Source organism: Bradyrhizobium sp. P5_C12 (genome assembly GCF_054049735.1).
This window is the reverse complement of record NZ_JBFULU010000085.1, coordinates 1-17,464: the sequence shown is the minus strand read 5'-3', so window position 1 is coordinate 17,464 and position 17,464 is coordinate 1. Positions and strand designations below refer to the sequence as shown.

At 64.9% G+C, this 17,464-nt stretch carries 17 protein-coding genes; 15 read left to right on the top strand and 2 right to left on the bottom strand.

The window, feature by feature from the left end:
* Nucleotides 1-314: 314 nt before the first annotated feature.
* From ACXJMY_RS36735 to fabZ, 11 genes are all read left to right on the top strand, one after another.
* Entirely contained in the window at nt 315-1,310 is a 996-nt protein-coding gene (locus ACXJMY_RS36735; protein WP_456624235.1) for a 30S ribosomal protein S2, read from the top strand.
* A 133-nt stretch (nt 1,311-1,443) separates the two neighbouring features.
* The gene (gene tsf / locus ACXJMY_RS36730) at nt 1,444-2,367 is read left to right on the top strand and encodes a translation elongation factor Ts (RefSeq protein ID WP_456624234.1); all 924 of its coding nucleotides are present in this window, start codon (nt 1,444-1,446) and stop codon (nt 2,365-2,367) included.
* A 60-nt stretch (nt 2,368-2,427) separates the two neighbouring features.
* Entirely contained in the window at nt 2,428-3,144 is a 717-nt protein-coding gene (pyrH, locus tag ACXJMY_RS36725) for a UMP kinase (RefSeq protein ID WP_456624233.1), read from the top strand.
* 86 nt (nt 3,145-3,230) lie between these two features.
* A complete protein-coding gene (gene frr / locus ACXJMY_RS36720; protein ID WP_456624232.1) occupies nt 3,231-3,794 on the top strand; it encodes a ribosome recycling factor in 564 nt (187 codons plus the stop codon).
* Nucleotides 3,795-3,804: 10 nt separating this feature from the next.
* Nucleotides 3,805-4,563: an isoprenyl transferase gene (locus ACXJMY_RS36715; RefSeq protein WP_456624231.1), complete on the top strand. Its 759-nt coding sequence runs from the start codon at nt 3,805-3,807 to the stop codon at nt 4,561-4,563.
* A complete protein-coding gene (locus ACXJMY_RS36710) occupies nt 4,560-5,402 on the top strand; it encodes a phosphatidate cytidylyltransferase (RefSeq protein WP_456624230.1) in 843 nt (280 codons plus the stop codon). The genes ACXJMY_RS36715 and ACXJMY_RS36710 overlap by 4 nt, the downstream gene beginning before the upstream one ends.
* A 4-nt stretch (nt 5,403-5,406) precedes the next feature.
* Nucleotides 5,407-6,630, top strand: a complete 1,224-nt coding sequence (gene dxr, locus ACXJMY_RS36705; protein ID WP_456624229.1) for a 1-deoxy-D-xylulose-5-phosphate reductoisomerase — start codon at nt 5,407-5,409, stop codon at nt 6,628-6,630.
* A gap of 44 nt (nt 6,631-6,674) precedes the next feature.
* Nucleotides 6,675-7,826 carry an RIP metalloprotease RseP gene (gene rseP, locus ACXJMY_RS36700; RefSeq protein WP_456624228.1) on the top strand — a complete coding sequence of 384 codons (1,152 nt, stop codon included), beginning with the start codon at nt 6,675-6,677 and terminating at the stop codon, nt 7,824-7,826.
* A 175-nt stretch (nt 7,827-8,001) separates the two neighbouring features.
* Nucleotides 8,002-10,545, top strand: coding sequence for an outer membrane protein assembly factor BamA (gene bamA, locus ACXJMY_RS36695; protein ID WP_456624227.1), 2,544 nt, complete (start codon nt 8,002-8,004; stop codon nt 10,543-10,545).
* Between the two features lie 148 nt (nt 10,546-10,693).
* A complete protein-coding gene (gene lpxD / locus ACXJMY_RS36690; RefSeq protein ID WP_456624226.1) occupies nt 10,694-11,761 on the top strand; it encodes a UDP-3-O-(3-hydroxymyristoyl)glucosamine N-acyltransferase in 1,068 nt (355 codons plus the stop codon).
* 41 nt (nt 11,762-11,802) lie between these two features.
* A complete protein-coding gene (gene fabZ, locus ACXJMY_RS36685) occupies nt 11,803-12,219 on the top strand; it encodes a 3-hydroxyacyl-ACP dehydratase FabZ (protein WP_249815310.1) in 417 nt (138 codons plus the stop codon).
* A gap of 6 nt (nt 12,220-12,225) precedes the next feature.
* On the opposite strand, the gene ACXJMY_RS36680 is transcribed toward fabZ, so the two are convergent.
* Nucleotides 12,226-12,570, bottom strand: a complete 345-nt coding sequence (locus tag ACXJMY_RS36680; protein WP_456624225.1) for a KTSC domain-containing protein — start codon at nt 12,568-12,570, stop codon at nt 12,226-12,228.
* Nucleotides 12,571-12,745: 175 nt separating this feature from the next.
* Between ACXJMY_RS36680 and lpxA the strand changes: the two genes are divergently transcribed.
* Genes lpxA through lpxB form a run of 3 tightly spaced genes read left to right on the top strand, consistent with a single transcriptional unit; the run spans nt 12,746 to nt 15,592 of the window.
* Complete coding sequence (lpxA, locus tag ACXJMY_RS36675; RefSeq protein WP_456624224.1) at nt 12,746-13,540, top strand: acyl-ACP--UDP-N-acetylglucosamine O-acyltransferase; 795 nt, start codon at nt 12,746-12,748, stop codon at nt 13,538-13,540.
* A 19-nt stretch (nt 13,541-13,559) separates the two neighbouring features.
* Nucleotides 13,560-14,417, top strand: a complete 858-nt coding sequence (locus tag ACXJMY_RS36670) for an LpxI family protein (protein ID WP_456624223.1) — start codon at nt 13,560-13,562, stop codon at nt 14,415-14,417.
* Nucleotides 14,414-15,592 carry a lipid-A-disaccharide synthase gene (lpxB, locus tag ACXJMY_RS36665; protein WP_456624222.1) on the top strand — a complete coding sequence of 393 codons (1,179 nt, stop codon included), beginning with the start codon at nt 14,414-14,416 and terminating at the stop codon, nt 15,590-15,592. Before ACXJMY_RS36670 ends, lpxB begins: the two co-directional genes overlap by 4 nt.
* Nucleotides 15,593-15,758: 166 nt before the next feature.
* On the opposite strand, the gene gltA is transcribed toward lpxB, so the two are convergent.
* Nucleotides 15,759-17,060, bottom strand: coding sequence for a citrate synthase (gltA, locus tag ACXJMY_RS36660; protein WP_456624221.1), 1,302 nt, complete (start codon nt 17,058-17,060; stop codon nt 15,759-15,761).
* A 238-nt stretch (nt 17,061-17,298) separates the two neighbouring features.
* Here gltA and ACXJMY_RS36655 point away from each other — a divergent pair.
* Nucleotides 17,299-17,464 (top strand): transposase (locus ACXJMY_RS36655; RefSeq protein WP_456622882.1); only part of this gene is annotated, 166 nt, incomplete at its 3' end.

The following is a 17,464-nucleotide window of genomic DNA, read 5'->3' as shown; positions in this document are numbered from 1 at the left end:
CGCCACCGCCGCCGCCGCGTCCGGCCGCCCCGCCGCCACGGCCGGCTGCGCCGGCGCCTGCGGCGAAGAAATGCCCGCCCGACAAGCCGAAGTGCTAGGCGGGGGGCGTAGGACCACGGGAAAATGGGCCGGGGGCAGGGCAGTGAAAATGCCCCCGAAAGGCCCTTATTTCCTTGCTTCTGGCTGAAATGGCGCTATACAGCGCGCCATCTCACACGGAAACATGGCTCACAAGGCCGTCCGGTGGCAGCCGGGGCGAGAACGCTCCGTCTTGCTCACACGTTTCCGGAGGAACCAACCGGAGAATTAGTTCTATGGCGCTACCCGATTTCACTATGCGTCAGCTGCTCGAAGCTGGCGTGCACTTTGGTCACCAGTCCCACCGCTGGAATCCGAAGATGGCACCGTTCATTTTCGGCGCCCGCAACAACATCCACATCGTCGACCTCGCGCAGACCGTGCCGCTGCTGCACACGGCCTTGCAGGCGGTCAGCGACACCGTCGCCAAGGGCGGCCGCATCCTGTTCGTCGGCACCAAGCGCCAGGCCCAGGACGGCGTGGCCGATGCGGCCAAGCGCTGCGCGCAGTATTTCGTCAATTCGCGCTGGCTCGGCGGCACGCTGACCAACTGGAAGACGATCTCCGCCTCGATCAAGCGCCTGCGTCATCTCGACGAGGTTCTGGCTGGCGGCGAAGCCAACTCCTACACGAAGAAGGAGCGCCTGACGCTCCAGCGCGAGCGCGACAAGCTCGACCGCTCGCTCGGCGGCATCAAGGACATGGGCGGTCTGCCCGACCTGATCTTCGTGATCGACACCAACAAGGAAGACATCGCGATCCAGGAAGCCCAGCGGCTCAACATCCCGGTTGCGGCGATCGTCGACACCAATTCGGATCCGAAGGGCATCACCTATGTGGTGCCGGGCAATGACGACGCCGGCCGTGCGATCTCGCTCTATTGCGACCTGGTCGCGCGTGCGGCGATCGACGGCATCTCGCGCGCCCAGGGCGATTCGGGCATCGATGTCGGCGCCTCGGCTCGTCCGGTCGTCGAAGATCTGCCGCCGCCCTCGACCAGCGGCTTCCAGGGCCTTGCCGGTCCGCGCGGCACTGCCGACGATCTCAAGAAGCTCCCGGGCGTGTCGGGTGCGATCGAGAAGAAGTTCAACGACCTCGGCATCTTCCACTTCTGGCAGCTCGCCGAACTCGACCACGACACCGCGCACAAGATCGGCGAAGAAGTCGGTCTGCCGAGCCGTGCGGACGCATGGGTCGCCAAGGCCAAGGCGCTGACCGCGGAAGCGGAATAGTCAAAAGAGCGAGACGGGTTGGCCGGACGGCGTCCGGCCACCATTTCAGTTGACGCGAATTCCTGAGATGGACCGCGGCGGGCGCCTCGATGCCACGCCGCGGCAAACCGGCAGGCAAAAAGGATTTTCAACGATGGCAACGATCACAGCTGCGATGGTCAAGGACCTGCGCGAGTCGACCGGCGCGGGCATGATGGACTGCAAGGCCGCGCTCACCGAGACCAGCGGCGACATGGAAGCGGCGCAGGACTGGCTGCGCAAGAAGGGCCTGTCCAAGGCCGCCAAGAAGTCGGGCCGCGTCGCGGCCGAGGGCCTGATCGGCGCGCTCACCAAGGGCACCAAGGGTGTCGTGGTCGAGGTCAACTCCGAGACCGACTTCGTGGCGCGCAACGGCCAGTTCCAGGGCCTGGTCAAGATGATCGCCCAGGTCGCGTTCGACGTCGGCGCCGATGTCGAGAAGATCAAGGCTGCCAAGGTCGGCGACGTCACGGTCGAAGCCGCAATCAATGACGCGATCGCCACCATCGGCGAGAACATGACGCTGCGCCGCGCCGCTTTGCTTGAAGTCGGCCAGGGCGTGGTGTCGAGCTACGTCCATGGCGCGGTCGTCGAGGGCGCCGGCAAGATGGGCGTGATCGTGGCGCTGGAATCGCCCGGCAAGGCCGACGAGCTCGCCGCGCTCGGCCGTCAGATCGCGATGCATGTCGCGGCCGCCAACCCGCTCGCGCTCGAGCCGTCCGGCCTCGATCCGGCGACCGTCAAGCGCGAGAAGGACGTGCTCGCCGACAAATATCGCCAGCAGGGCAAGCCCGAGAACGTGATCGAGAAGATCGTCGAGTCCGGCCTGAAGACCTATTACAAGGAAGTCTGCCTGCTCGAGCAGGCCTTCATCCACGACACCGGCAAGTCGGTGGCGCAGGCGGTGAAGGAGGCCGAGGGCAAGGTCGGCGGCCCCGTGAAAATTGCGGGCTTTGTGCGCTATGCTCTCGGTGAGGGAATCGAGAAGCAGGAAAGCGACTTCGCGGCCGAAGTCGCTGCCGCCAGCGGCAAGAAGTAAGCGCCGGAACGTTCCTTCCGGCGTGCCGCCGGAAGCGGCGCCCGGACGAGGAAAGTGCTCATGTCTGATCCGGTCTATCGTCGCGTCGTGATCAAGCTGTCCGGCGAATATCTCGCGGGACAGCAGGGGTTTGGCATCGATCAACCGACCATCGACCGGGTCGCGGACGATCTGATCGCCGCCCGTCATCTCGGCACCGAGATTGCCGTCGTGATCGGCGGCGGCAATATCGTGCGCGGCGTCGAGGTCTCCTCCCGTGGCGTGTCGCGCCCGACCGGCGATACCATGGGCATGCTCGCCACCGTGATGAACTGCCTCGCGCTGGAGTCGGCGATCGAGCGCAAGGGCACACCGGCACGCGCGCTGTCGGCCTTCGTCATGCCCGAGATTTCCGAATTGTTTACCCGCACCGCGGCACACAAATATCTCGCCGAGGGCCGAATCGTGCTGCTCGGTGGCGGAACCGGCAATCCGTTCTTCACCACGGACACGACCGCGGTGCTGCGCGCCGCCGAGATCGGCGCCCAGGCGGTCCTGAAGGCGACCAATGTCGACGGCGTCTACTCGGCCGACCCGAAGAAGGATCCGACCGCCAAGCGCTTCGACCGGCTGACGCATTCACAGGCCATCGAGGGGGGCTACAAGGTGATGGATGCGACCGCCTTCGCGCTTGCCCGCGAGACGTCGCTGCCTATCATCGTGTTCTCGATCGCGGAGCCGGGTTCGATCGGCGCAATTCTGCGTGGCGGCGGCCACGGAACCATCGTCGCGGGCTGACGGCTCATCGGTCGCGCCATAGCGGGCGCGGAGACGTCGCTGGGATTTTGGCTGGGATTTTGGCCGGGATTTGAAGGAGAAACGTGATGGCCACGGGTACTTTCGACATCAACGAAGTGAAGCGCCGCATGCAGGGCGCCGTCCAGTCCCTCAAGCACGAGCTCGGTGGCCTGCGCACGGGGCGCGCCTCCGCATCGATGCTGGACCCGGTCCAGGTCGAGGCCTATGGCAGCCATATGCCGCTCAATCAGCTCGCCACCGTCAGCGTGCCGGAGCCGCGGCTGATTTCGGTGCAGGTCTGGGACAAGTCGATGGTCAAGCCGGTCGAGAAGGCGATCGTCGATTCCAATCTCGGCCTGTCGCCTGCGACCGAAGGCCAGGTGCTGCGGCTGCGCATTCCCGAGCTCAACGAGGAGCGGCGCAAGGAACTGGTCAAGGTCGCGCACAAATATGCGGAAGCCGCCAAGGTCGCCACGCGCCATGTCCGCCGCGACGGCCTCGATGTCCTCAAGAAGCTCGAAAAGAATCACGAGATGTCCGAGGACGACCAGGAGCGTCTCGCCGGCGACGTGCAGAAGGCGACCGACAGCACGATCGCCGAGATCGACCAGTTGCTGGCCGCCAAGGAAAAAGAAATCCTCACCGTCTAGAGCGTCTTCCATGTCCAACGCCGCCGCGCCAGCCACGGAAGGACCCGACCGGTCCGACGCGCCCGCGCACGTCGCCATCATCATGGATGGCAACGGGCGTTGGGCGGCCGCGCGCGGCCTGCCGCGGGCCGAAGGCCATCGCCGCGGCGTGGAGGCCCTGCGCCGCGTGGTCCGCGCGTCGCACGAACTCGGCATCCGTTACCTCACCATCTTCTCCTTCAGCTCGGAAAACTGGTCGCGCCCGGCGAGCGAGATCGGCGATCTGTTCGGCCTGCTTCGGCGCTTCATCCGCAACGATCTCGCGACCCTGCATCGCGACGGCGTCAAGGTGCGCATCATCGGCGAGCGGGACGGGCTCGAGGGCGACATCTGCGCGCTCTTGAACGAGGCCGAGGAACTGACGCGCGACAACACGCGCCTCACGCTCGTCGTCGCCTTCAACTACGGCTCGCGGCAGGAGATCGCGAAGGCGGCGCAGAAGCTCGCGCGCGAAGTGGCGGAGGGCAAGCGCGATCCGGACACGATCGATGCCGAGACGTTGGGGGCCCATCTCGACGCGCCCGACATTCCCGATCCCGACCTCATCATCCGCACCTCGGGCGAGCAGCGTCTGTCCAATTTCCTGATGTGGCAGGCCGCCTATAGCGAGTTCGTGTTCGTGCCGATCCACTGGCCCGATTTCGACAAGGCGGCACTCGAAGGCGCGATCGCCGAATTTGCCAGACGCGAGCGCCGTTTCGGCGGCCTGGTCGCGAAAACCGCCTCGTGAGCGAACCCGACGCAGCACCGGCGGGCACCCAGCCGGCCTCGAGCAATTTCGTGATGCGGGTGGCCGCGGCAGCCGTGCTGGCGCCGCTCGCCATCGCACTCGCTTWTGCCGGCGGCTGGCTGTGGGCGTTTCTCGTCACGCTGGTGTCGATCGGACTGTTCGCGGAATGGCTCATGGTGGTGGGGGCGGGGTCGGTGGCGCTGACCGCCTCCGGGACGACGGTCCTCGCCATCATGGGATTCTGCGTTGCCTTCGGCGCGCTCAAGGCCGCGGTCATCACCGGCCTGATCGGCGGCGCGATCGTTGCGCTGCTTGCGAGGAGCAAGTTTCTCTGGGCCGCTGCGGGCTTTGCCTATGCATCGGCGGCGCTGCTGGCCTCGATCCTGGTGCGGCAGGATCCCGTGAACGGCTTCGCCGCGTTGATGTTCGTGCTGCTCGTGGTGTGGGCGACCGACATCGGCGGTTATTTCGCGGGCCGCGGCATTGGCGGACCCAAGCTGTGGCCGCGCGTCAGCCCGAAGAAGACCTGGGCCGGGGCGTTCGGCGGCTTTGCCGCGAGCCTTGCGGTTGCGGCAGGCTTTGCCGCTTGCGGGCTCGGAAAGGCGGCTCCGCTGCTCCTCGTCAGCGCCATCCTGTCGGTGGTGTCGGCGTTCGGCGATCTGTTCGAATCCGCGGTCAAGCGGCGCTTCGGAGTCAAGGATTCCAGTCACTTAATTCCCGGCCATGGCGGGCTTATGGACCGCCTGGACGGTTTTGTCGCTGCCATCCTGGTGGCATGGATTATCGGCTTTCTCCGCCATGGTGTGCATAGCGCCGGAAGCGGTCTTATGGTTTGGTGAGGATATGAGCGCGGTCCCATTGCGTAACAACAAGGCTGCGGCGTCGAGCGTCCGCAGCGTCACGGTCCTCGGCGCCACCGGCTCGATCGGCGACAGCACGATGGATCTGCTGCGCGCTTCTCCCGAGCGCTATCGCGTCGAGGCGTTGACGGCGAACAGCAATGTCGAGGCGCTGGCCAAGCTCGCCAAGGAATTTTCCGCGCGCTTCGTCGCCATCGCCGACACCTCCAAGTTCGCCGAGCTCAAGGCCGCGCTTGCGGGAACGAGCACCGAATGCGGCGCCGGCGAAAGCGCGGTGATCGAGGCCGCGGCGCGGCCGGCCGACTGGGTGATGGCCGCGGTCAGCGGCGCTGCCGGACTGAAGCCGGCATTGGCTGCGGTCGATCGCGGCGCGCATGTCGCGCTGGCCAACAAGGAGTGCCTGGTCTGCGCCGGCGACTTCTTCATGCAGCGCGCAGCGAAGGCGGGGGCCTGCATCCTGCCGGCCGATTCCGAGCACAACGCGCTGTTCCAGGCGCTCAGCTCAGGCAATCGCGACGAGCTGGTCCGCGTCATCATCACCGCCTCGGGCGGGCCGTTCCGGACCTGGAAGAGCGCCGACATCGAGCAGGCCACGCTCGCCCAGGCGCTGAAGCATCCGAACTGGAGCATGGGCCAGAAGATCACGATCGATTCCGCCTCGATGATGAACAAGGGGCTCGAGGTGATCGAGGCGTCCTATCTGTTCGCGCTCTCGCCCGACGAGATCGACGTGCTGGTTCATCCGCAGTCGATCATCCACGGCATGGTCGAGTTTTCCGATCGCTCGGTGGTGGCCCAGCTCGGCGCGCCCGACATGCGCACGCCGATCGCGCACTGCCTCGGCTGGCCCGACCGCATCAAGGGGCCGGCGGCCAAGCTCGACCTGGCCAAGATTGGCCAATTGACCTTCGAGGCGCCGGATTTCGAGCGGTTCCCCGGGCTTCGCCTCGCCTACGATTCGCTGCGGACGGGGAAGGGGGCGACCACCGTCTACAACGCCGCCAACGAGGTCGCCGTGGCCGCCTTCATCGCCGGCAAGATCCGCTTCGGCGCGATTGCGCGGCTGGTGGAGGCGACGCTGGAGGACTGGATCCGCACCGGGAACCAGGCGCCTTTGACCTCCGCCGACGATGCAATCTCTGTTGACCATGTTGCGCGAAATAGAGCTGCCGCCCTATTGCCTCAAATTGCCTTAAAGGCATCCTAGATGGTTCGGGGCCAGGGCCTTGCGGCGCTGGATGAGGGATATCGATGATCGACTTTTTTGTCCATATTTTCAATACGTTGAGCCATGGGCTCCTCGGCTACGCGGTCCCCTTCCTGTTCGTCCTGACCATCGTCGTGTTCTTCCACGAACTCGGCCATTTTCTGGTCGCGCGCTGGGCGGGCGTTCGGGTGTTAACCTTTTCGCTCGGGTTCGGACCTGAGCTGGTCGGTTTCAACGACCGCCATGGCACCCGCTGGAAGATCTCGGCGATCCCGCTCGGCGGCTACGTCAAGTTCTTCGGCGACGAGAGCGAGGCCTCGACGCCATCGCCCGAGACGCTTGCGGCCATGACGGCCGAGGAGCGCGCCGGCAGCTTCCACCACAAGAAGGTCGGCCCGCGCGCGGCCATCGTCGCAGCCGGACCGATCGCCAATTTCATTCTCGGCGCGCTGATCTTCGCGGGCATGGCGCTGTATTACGGCAAGCCGAGCACGATCGCGCGCGTGGACGGCGTCGTCGCCGATGGCGCCGCCGCCACGGCCGGCTTCAAGGTCGGAGACATCGTCGTGCAGATCGACGGCAAGCCGATCGAGAGCTTCGCCGACATGCAGCGAATCGTTGCGATGAACGCCGGTTCGGCGCTTGCCTTCCAGGTGAAGCGCGACGGCGCGATCGTTTCGCTGACCGCGACGCCGGCGCTGCTGGAGCGCAAGGACCCGTTCGGCAACAGCCATCGCCTCGGCGTGCTCGGGGTCGAGCACAAGTCCCAGGCCGGTGAGGCCTCGACCGCGCCGGTCGGCGTTGGCGAGGCGCTCAAGATCGGGGTCGAGCAGGTCTGGTTCATCATCACCAGCACCTTCAAGTTCCTCGGCTCGCTGTTCGTCGGAAATGGCAATCCCGGGGAGGTCAGCGGCGTTCTCGGAATCGCGAAGATGTCGGGGCAGGCGGCCAGCGCCGGGTTCCAGTTCGTCATCAACCTGTGTGCCGTGCTGTCGGTCTCGATCGGCCTGCTGAATCTGTTCCCGATCCCGCTGCTGGATGGCGGTCACCTTATGTTCTATGCGGCAGAGGTGGCGCGGGGACGGCCGCTGTCCGAGCGGACCCAGGAGATGGGGTTCCGAATCGGGCTGGGTTTGGTGCTGATGCTGATGGTGTTCGCGACCTACAACGACATCCTCCGAATGGCGGCGTCCTGATAGGGGCTTTTTTGTGACGTTGCTGATCAGCAACGTCTTGGATTGAAATTGAAATTGCGGCGCGCTGGGCCGTTTGCGGCGTCGGGGAAATTAGCTACAAGCGGCTTGAACTTGGGGAATCTCCAGACTGGCCTTGGGGTTGGGTCTGGTGCGGAATGATAAGGGCGCGTTGCGCATGAAGTTTGGACTGCGACTCCGGGGCGGCTTGCTTGCCACCCTGATCATGTTCGGCGCGCCGGTGGTTGCCCCGGTCGGGGCTGTTTTTGTGTCTTCTTCGTCTGCGCTTGCTCAGAGCGTCCAGGGGATTTCCGTCGAAGGAAACCGCCGTGTCGAGGTGGAGACGATCCGCTCCTATTTCAAGCCGGGTCCGGGCGGCCGCCTTGACCAGGCCGCCATCGATGACGGCCTGAAGGCGCTGATCGAGACCGGCCTGTTCCAGGACGTGAAGATCAATCGCGGCCCCGGCGGCCAGATCATCGTCTCCGTGGTGGAAAACCCGGTGATCGGGCGCATTGCCTTCGAGGGCAACAAGAAGATCAAGGACGAGCAGCTCACCGCCGAGGTCCAGTCCAAGGCGCGCGGCACCTTCTCCCGCGCCATGGTGCAGTCCGACACGCTGCGAATCGCCGAAATCTATCGCCGTTCCGGCCGCTACGACGTCCGTGTGACGCCCGAGATCATCGAGCAGCCGAACAACCGCGTCGATCTCATCTTCACAGTCGAGGAGGGCTCCAAGACCGGCGTCAAGTCGATCGAGTTCATCGGCAACAATGCGTTCTCGTCCTACCGGCTCCGGGACATCATCAAGACGCACGAATCGAATCTGCTGAGCTTCCTCGCCAGCAGCGACATCTACGATCCCGATCGGGTCGAGGCCGACCGCGACCTGATCCGGCGCTTCTATCTCAAGAACGGCTTCGCCGACGTCCAGGTCGTGGCCGCGCTCACCGAATACGATCCGGAGAAGAAGGGCTTCCTCGTCACCTTCAAGATCGAGGAGGGCCAGCAGTACCGCGTCGGCGCCGTCGACTTCCGCTCCAGCATTCCGAACTTCGACCCCACGTCGATGCGCGCCTATTCGCGCGTCAATGTCGGTTCGCTCTACAACGTCGAATCGGTCGAGAAGTCGGTCGAGGAGATGCAGATCGAGGCCTCGCGCCGCGGCTTTGCCTTCGCCGTGGTCCGCCCGGGCGGTGACCGCAACTTCGAAGCGCACACCGTCAACGTGGTCTTCAATATCGACGAGGGCCCGCGCACCTATATCGAGCGCATCAACATCCGCGGCAACAGCCGCACCCGCGACTACGTCATCCGCCGCGAATTCGACATCTCCGAGGGCGACGCCTACAACCGCGCGCTGGTCGACCGTGCCGAGCGCCGGCTGAAGAACCTCGACTACTTCAAGACCGTGAAGATCACGACGGAGCCGGGCTCCTCCAGCGACCGCGTGATCCTGATCGTCGATCTCGAAGAGAAGTCGACCGGCGACTTCTCGATCTCGGGCGGCTACTCCACCACGGACGGTGCGCTCGCCGAAGTCTCGGTCTCCGAGCGCAACCTGCTGGGCCGCGGCCTGTTCGCCAAGGCGTCGGTGACCTACGGCCAGTATGCGCGCGGCTATTCGCTGTCGTTCGTCGAGCCGTATCTGCTCGACTACCGCGTCGCGCTGGGCCTCGACCTCTATCAGCGCCAGCAGCTGTCCAACAGCTACATCTCCTACGGCACCAAGACGCTGGGCTTCAGCCCGCGCCTCGGCTTCTCCTTGCGTGAAGATCTGGCGCTCCAGCTGCGCTACTCGGTCTACCAGCAGGAAATCACGCTGCCGTTCTACCTGGCGAACTGTAACAACAACATTGGATCGTCGGCCTTCAACCCGAGCCCGGCCTTCGTCAATGCCAATGGCGGCGTCCCGGATCTGAGCTCGACCAACGGCCTTGGTTGCTACAGCGACGGCGAAGCCTCGCTGCCGGTGCGCAAGGAGCTCTCGAACGGCAAGACCCTGACCTCGGCGCTCGGCTACACGCTGACCTACAACACGCTCGACAACAACAAGAACCCCACCGACGGTCTGCTCGTCGACTTCCGTCAGGATTTCGCCGGTGTCGGCGGCGACGTCTCCTACCTGAAGACCGTGGCGGACGGAAAGTACTATGCCCCGCTGGTGTCGGACATCGTCGGCCTCGTCCATTTGCAGGGCGGCATCCTGAACAAGATCGGCAACAACGAGATCCGCATGCTGGATCAGTTCCAGATGGGCCCGAATCTCGTCCGCGGCTTTGCCCCGAACGGCATCGGTCCGCGCGATTTGAATCCTTTTGGCACGCAGGACGCGCTCGGCGGCACCAAGTACTGGGGAGCTTCGTTCGAATTGCAGATGCCGTTCTGGTTCCTGCCGAAGGAAGTGGGTCTGAAGGGCGCGGTCTACGCCGATGCCGGCGGCCTCTTCGACTATCAGGGCCCGACGACGTGGTCGGTGACCAACGAAATGACCACGACCAGGAACTCGAACTGCACGCCGTCGACCATCAACCCGCCCTCGGCTGGAACTTGTACCGGCCTGGTGTATGACAACGGCAATGCCGTCCGCTCGTCGGTCGGTGTCGGCCTGATCTGGCAGTCGCCGTTCGGTCCGCTGCGCTTCGACTACGCCGTGCCGCTCACCAAGGGCAAGTACGATCGCACGCAGGAATTCCGGTTCGGCGGCGGCACCTCGTTCTAATTCGATCAGCAGGGCATGATCCGGCTCCTTGGGTTTCCCTTTGGATTTCCCTGGGGGCCGGTTTCCAAAAAGATCGTGCTCAATCCATGAGATAAGGCATGATGCGGCCTGACCGCTTCTTGCCGAAGCCGGACCGCGACGGGGTGGAATGGCGCAGCCGACCTTCTTCACAAAGCCGCCGGCCTCAGCGCTGGCCGACATTGCCGCGCTGACCAAGGCGCAACTGGTCGACCCCGCCCGGGGCGGCCACGTCATCACGGGCCTGGCCTCGCTCGACGAAGCCGGCCCGATGCATCTGACGTTCTTCGACAACCTGAAATACGCCGATCAGCTCAAGGCGACCGCGGCCGGGGCCTGCCTGGTCAGCCCGCGTTTCGAGGCCCAGGTGCCGGCGCATGTGGCGGTGCTGCGGGTGGCGCAGCCGTTCCGCGCCTTCGTCAGGATCGCGCGGGAATGGCACGGCGACGCGCTCAGGCCGCAATCCTGGACCGGCAATGACGGCATCGCACCGTCGGCGATCATCGACCCTTCGGCGCGGCTCGAGGATGGCGTGATCGTGGATCCGCTTGCCGTCATCGGTCCGGATGTCGAGATCGGCAGCGGCACGGTGATCGGCGTCGGCGCCGTGATCGGCCCCGGCGTCAAGATCGGCCGGGACTGCAATGTCGGCGCCCGCACCGCGATCCAGTGCGCCCTGATCGGCAACAACGTCCTGATCCATCCGGGCTGCTCGATCGGCCAGGACGGCTACGGCTTCATCTTCTTCGGCCCCGAGGGCCATCTGAAGGTGCCGCAGACCGGGCGGGTGCTGATCCAGAACGACGTCGAGGTCGGCGCCGGCACCACGATCGATCGCGGGTCCTTGCGCGACACCGTGATCGGGGAGGGCACCAAAATCGACAATCAGGTCCAGATCGGCCACAATGTGACCATCGGCCGGCACTGCCTGCTGGCGGCCCAGATCGGGCTGGCCGGCAGCCTGACCATCGGCGACAACGTGGCGCTGGGAGCGAAGGTTGGCATCAACAACCACCTCAAGATCGGGGATGGCGCCCAGGTGACGGCCATGAGCGGCGTCAAGGACGACATCCCGCCGGGCGGGCGCTGGGGCGGGTTTTTTGCCAAGCCGACCCGGCAGTGGTTCAAGGAGATTTTGGCGGTGGAACGCCTGGCGCGCGACAGCAAGGCCGAGCCGAAGCAGGAGGAACGGGAGTGACGGAGGAAGCACCGGTCAGGTTCGAGCTTGTGGACATCAACATGATCCTGCAAACGCTCCCGCACCGCTTTCCAATGCTGCTGATCGATCGCGTGATCAATATCCGCACCGATTACAGCGGCATCGGCATCAAGAACGTCACCTTCAACGAGCCGCCGTTCCAGGGCCATTTCCCGGATCGCCCGGTCTATCCCGGCGTGATGATGATCGAGGCGATGGCGCAGACCGCCGGCGTGATCGGCATCAAGTCGGTCGAGGGCACCGAGAAGCCGCGGGCGGTTTATTTCCTCACGATCGACAAGTGCAAGTTCCGCAAGCCCGTGATGCCCGGCGACACCATTGAGTACCACATGCGCTCGATCGGCCGCCGCAAGACCATGTGGTGGTTTCACGGCGACGCCAAGGTCAACGGCCAGGTCGTCGCGGAAGCCGACGTCGGGGCGATGCTGACGGACTGAGCGGGATCAGCTTCGCTGGATAGGCTGGCGCGTCCGGCAGTCGTAGCGGTCGCCAGCAACGTCGCGCCTGATATTTCGGTTGAAGAACTGGCCCATCGACGGTGCGTCCAGGAGGCGCTCGACCGTCTCGGCCGGGACGCTGCAATAGCGGTCATAGCTGCCATTGATCGCGACGATGAGGTCCTGGTGCGCCCGGTCGTAGCAGACGCGCTGGAGCACCGTGCTGCGGGTGATGTCGCGGCACTCGAATGACTGGAGATCGACGGGCGGCCGTCCGGCGATCTCGACCGTCTCCGAGACGATCGGCGTCCCCATCAACTGTGCGAGCAGGATTGCCAAGGCTCTGACCATCGGACTTGAAGCTCCGCATGAACGCGTTGATCAGTTGCGAGGGCCGCCTCATCCGGCGCCTGAAACACCCCGAGATGATACGTCACTGGACAGAGCAGGCATAGTCGCGCTAACCACCGGAAAACGAAGCAACTTCAACACACAATCAGACCTTCTTGATAAGTAAGATTGCTTGATGAGCAAGATTGACCCCACCGCACGGGTGGCAGACGGCGCATTGATCGGCGAGGGTACCGAGATCGGGCCCTATTGCATCATCGGCCCGCATGTCGTGATCGGCAAAAACTGCAAGCTGATCGGACACGTGCATATCACCGCGCAGACCACGATCGGCGACGAGTGCACGATCTATCCGTTTGCATCGCTGGGCACGCCGCCGCAGTCGCTCAGCTATCGTGGCGAACTGACGAAGCTGACGATCGGCTCGGGCTGCACCATCCGCGAATCCGTGACCATGAACGCCGGGACGGTGGCCGGCGGCGGCATCACGGAGGTCGGCGACCGCAGCTATTTCATGAACTGCAGCCATGTCGGCCATGACTGCCATGTCGGCAATGACGTRATCTTCGCGACCTCGGCGACGCTCGGCGGTCATTGCGAGATCGGCGACTTCGTCTTCATCGGTGGTCTGTCCGCGGTGCACCAGTTCACCCGCATCGGCCCGCAAGTGATGGTCGGCGGCCTCTCGGGCGTGCGCGACGACGTCATCCCGTTCGGGCTGGTCAACGGCCAGTACGCGGCGCTGGAAGGCCTCAACCTGATCGGCATGAAGCGGCGCAAGTTCACCAAGCAGCGGCTCGCGACCGTGCGCGCGTTCTACCAGAAACTCTTCCACGGCCCCGGCATGTTCGCCGAGCGCCTCGAAGCGGTGCGGCCGCTCGCCGGCGAGGATCCCGCGATCGCCGAGATCCTCGACTTCATCGGCAAGGGCAAGCATCGCCCGCTCTGTCTTCCCGCCATCGAAAAGTGATCCTGGGATGGCCGCGGACATGACATCGGCGGCGGCAGGGATTGCATCGCCGGTCGGCGTGGTGGCAGGCGGCGGCGCGATGCCGTTCGCGGTTGCCGACTCGCTCGCCGCGCGCGGCATCACGCCGGTGCTGTTTCCGCTGCGCGGCGCCTGCGATCCCGCGCAGGTGGAAAAGTTCCGACATCGCTGGATCTCGGTCGGCCAGCTCGGCCGCGCGATGCGGCTGTTTCGCGAGGAGGGCTGCCGCGACCTGATCTTCATCGGCACCTTGGTGCGGCCTTCGCTCTCGGAGATCCGGTTCGACTTCACGACATTGCGGCTGCTCGGCAATGTCATCCGTGCCTTTCGCGGTGGCGACGATCATCTGCTGTCCGGCGTTGGGCGCATTCTCGAACAAGGCGGCTTTCGCATGGTCGGGATCAAGGACGTCGCGCCCGACCTCTTGATGCCCGAGGGCTGCATCAGCCGCGCCTGGCCGAGCGACACCAGCAAGACCGATATCGAGCGCGGCCGCGCGGTGCTGAGCGCGCTCGGTCCGTTCGACATCGGCCAGGCCGTCGTGGTGATCGACGGCCACGTGGTGGCGGTCGAGGATATCGAGGGCACCGACGCGCTGCTCGCGCGCGTCGCGCGCCTGCGCGAGGAGGGCCGTATCCGCGCGGCGACCGGGCGCGGCGTGCTGGTGAAGGCGCCGAAGAGCAGCCAGGATTTGCGCTTCGACCTGCCGACGATCGGCCCGCGCACCATCGAGCACGTCGCCGGCGCCGGCCTTGCCGGCATCGCCGTCATCGCCGGCAACACGATTGCCGCCGATCCACAGGCGATGATTGCGCTGGCCGACGCAAAATATCTCTTCGTCATCGGTCTGCCCGCGTGATGCAGGGGCGCGATCCGAAGCGGAAGATCTTCCTGATCGCGACGGAGGAATCCGGCGACCGGCTGGGCAGCGCGCTGATGAAGGTGCTGCGGCAGCGGCTCGGCGATGGCGTGCAGTTCGAGGGCGTCGGCGGCAGCACCATGGCGCGCGAAGGGCTGGTTTCGCTGTTCCCGATCGATGAATTGTCGATCGTCGGCTTCGCCGCGGTGGTGCAGCAACTGCCGAAGATCCTGCGGCTGATCCGCCAGACCGCGGATGCGGTGACGGAGGCCGCGCCCGATGCGCTCGTCATCATCGACAGCCCCGATTTCACCCATCGTGTCGCCCGTCGCGTGCGTGCGCGCAATCCGGCGATTCCGGTCGTCGATTACGTCTCGCCCTCGGTCTGGGCCTGGCGGCCGGGCCGGGCGCGCGCCATGCTCGGCTACGTCGATCACGTGCTCGGCCTGCTGCCGTTCGAGCCGGAGGAATACCGCAAGCTGCGCGGGCCGCCTTGCAGCTATGTCGGTCATCCCCTGATCGAGCAATTGCCGTCGCTGCGGCCGAACGCGCAGGAGCAGTCGCGCCGCGATGCCGAGCCGCCGGTCCTGCTGGTGCTGCCCGGCAGCCGCCGCAGCGAGATCCGGCATCATCTCGAAATGTTCGGTGCGACGCTTGGTCGATTGCAGGCCGAGGGCCGCGCCTTCGAACTGATGCTGCCGACCATGCCGCATCTCGAAGCCACCATCCGCGAGGGCGTGGCGAGCTGGCCGCTCAAGCCGCAGATCGTGGTCGGCGAAATCGAGAAGCGCGCCGCGTTTCGGATCGCCCACGCGGCGCTGGCGAAATCCGGCACGGTGACGCTGGAGCTCGCGCTGGCGGGCATTCCGATGGTGACGGCCTATCGCGTCAGCGCGATCGAAGCCTTCATCCTGCGCCGCGCGGTCAAGGTCTCCTCGGTGATCCTCGCCAATCTGGTGATCGGCAGGGAGGTCATTCCGGAGTTCTTGCAGGAGGACTGCACGCCGGAGAAGCTGGCGCCGGCGCTCGCCCAGGTGCTGACGGATTCGCCGCTGCGCCGGCAACAGGTCGAGGCGTTTGCGCAGCTCGACAGCATCATGTCAACCGGCAACAAGTCACCGAGCGTGCTCGCCGCCGACATCGTGCTGGCAACGATGCGCAAGGGGCGGCGGTAGCGGGATTCGTAGGGTGGGTTAGCGAAGCGTAACCCACCATGCTTCCGAATTTGCCGAACGAAGTCGGTGGGTTACGCCTTCGGCTAACCCACCCTACAATTTCCGCAAAAACAAAAACGGCGCCATCTTGCGATGGCGCCGTTTCGCAGGACACAGAAGTCCGAACTTACTTGCGATCCTTGATCGCGACGTAGTCGCGGCGGGTGACGCCGGTGTAGAGCTGGCGCGGACGGCCGATCTTCTGCTGCGGGTCCTCGATCATCTCGCTCCACTGGCTGATCCAGCCGACGGTGCGGGCGACCGCGAACAGCACGGTGAACATCGAAACCGGGAAGCCCATCGCCTTCAGCGTGATGCCCGAATAGAAGTCGACGTTCGGGTACAGCTTGCGGTCGATGAAGTACTGGTCGCTGAGCGCGATCTTCTCGAGCTCCATCGCCACCTTCAGCATCGGATCGTCGCCATGGCCGGTCTCCTTGAGCACGGCGTGACACATCTTCTGCATGATCTTGGCGCGCGGATCGTAGTTCTTGTAGACGCGGTGGCCGAAGCCCATCAGGCGGACTTCAGAGTTCTTGTCCTTCACCTTGGCGATGAACTCGGGGATCTTGTCCACGGTGCCGATCTCGGCAAGCATCGCGAGCGCGGCTTCGTTGGCGCCGCCATGCGCCGGGCCCCACAGGCAGGCGATGCCGGCGGCGATGCAGGCGAACGGGTTGGCGCCGGAGGAGCCGGCGATGCGCACCGTCGAGGTCGAGGCGTTCTGCTCGTGATCGGCGTGCAGGATGAAGATCTTGTCCAGCGCATCGGCCAGCACCGGATTGATCTTGTACTCCTCGCACGGCACCGCGAAGCACATGTGCAGGAAGTTCTCGGCGAACTTCAGCGAGTTCTTCGGATACACGAAGGGCTGGCCGATCGTGTACTTGTAGGCCATGGCGGCGAGCGTCGGGATCTTGGCGATCATCCGCATCGACGCGATCATGCGCTGCTTCGGATCGTTGATGTCGGTGCTATCGTGATAGAACGCGGCGAGCGCGCCGACGGAAGCCACCATCACCGCCATCGGGTGGGCGTCGCGGCGGAAGCCCTGGAAGAAGCGGGCCATCTGCTCGTGCACCATCGTGTGATGGATCACGCGGTCGTCGAAATCCTTCTTCTGCGCGGCGGTCGGCAGATTCCCGTAGAGCAGCAGGTAGCAGGTCTCGAGGAAGTCGCCGTTCTCGGCGAGCTGCTCGATCGGGTAGCCGCGGTATTCCAGGACACCGGCGTCGCCGTCGATATAGGTGATCTTGGACTGGCAGCTCGCGGTCGACGTGAAGCCGGGATCATAGGTGAAGAGGCCGGACTGGCCGTAAAGCTTGCCGATGTCGACGACGTCAGGCCCGACGCTGCCGCTCAGGATCGGAAGATCGAAATTCTTGTTTCCGACGGTCAGCGTTGCTGTTTTTGTGGATTTTGCGTCCATCGTAAGTCCCCGATGTATGGTGAAACGGGCCGGACCCGGAAGGCCCCGATGACATGGTGGGGGCAGGCCGGATGTTCCAGAAGGTACGGGGGAGATGGGTATATTATTGCTGTGTGCGCTGCAAGATGGCGCCGCGCATGCTCGACTTACGTCTAGCCTAGGCCCGATCGACATTCGGGATTCCCAAGTGGTTTGATCGCTGATTCATAGAGTTCCGTGATTCGACACGGAGCGGATGATGGCGGCGAAGCGATATGAGCTGACCGAGGCGCAATGGGCGAGGATCTCACCACTGCTGCCGGGGAAAGCTGGCGACCCGGGACGTACGGCTGCGGATAATCGTCTGTTCGTCAACGGATGTCTGTGGGTTTTGCGGTCGGGTGCACACTGGTGCGACCTGCCGG